This window comes from Variovorax sp. Soil_C_17 (assembly GCF_057657265.1).
On the sequence record NZ_JBDGIT010000048.1, the window covers coordinates 1 to 761 of the forward strand.

The window sequence follows — 761 nt, forward strand, 5'->3', positions numbered from 1 at the left end:
GCCCGACTGCTCGCGCTTCGTCTTCACCTTCTGCTTGGCTTCACGAAACAAGTCCTGGCTGCGGCGCAGGTTCTGCTGCACGGCGATATCCGTCAGTTCCAGAAGGCTCACGCGCAGGAAGCAGACCAGTTCGATCTCCTGGCGGGTCTCCTTGAGTTCGCGGTTCTTCGCCGGGCGCCGCGACTGCACCCGCTGGGCGTAGGCGTGCAGCTTGGGCAGGCCGACATCGGCGAGGGACCACTGGTGCACGCCCAGGGACTTCAGGTAGCTGATCTTCTCCAGGGTCTCGGCCAGAGTCGTGGGTCCATGGCGTCCGGAGGGAGTCTTGAGCCATTCGAGATGGGAACAGCCGGCGTCGGGGCGCTGACTGTGGGCCGAGGCGAGGCAACGACGCACATCAGCAGGGGAGACCTCGCGGGCGATCGCGTTTCGGATGCGAGCTTCGGTCGCGGTAAACGCACCGCGGGCCCAGTCCTGGACACGGCGCTCGCCTGGGATCAGGATCCGATGGTCATAGAGCCAATGGCACGCTGACGTGACCAGTTCGTCTGGATGTGCGGCCTCGGCGGCGTGGAGTGCCAGCATCGCCATCAACGAGGCCTCACCGGCTGGGTCGAGGTCGCTCAGGCCAAGATAGTCTCTGGCCCACTGCTGATGCTCGTACAGCGTCGGGCGACGCTCGTAGAGACTGCGCAGGCTCGCGATCGACAGCGGGGCCGCTTCCAGCGTCTCCGCCACGTACCGCAACAGGTTGCGAGGCA

At 65.7% G+C, this 761-nt stretch carries 1 protein-coding gene; it reads right to left on the reverse strand.

The window, feature by feature from the left end; translation table 11 throughout:
* Positions 1 to 761 (reverse strand): DUF4158 domain-containing protein (locus AC3A6Y_RS34965; RefSeq protein ID WP_487872788.1); only part of this gene is annotated, 761 nt, incomplete at both ends.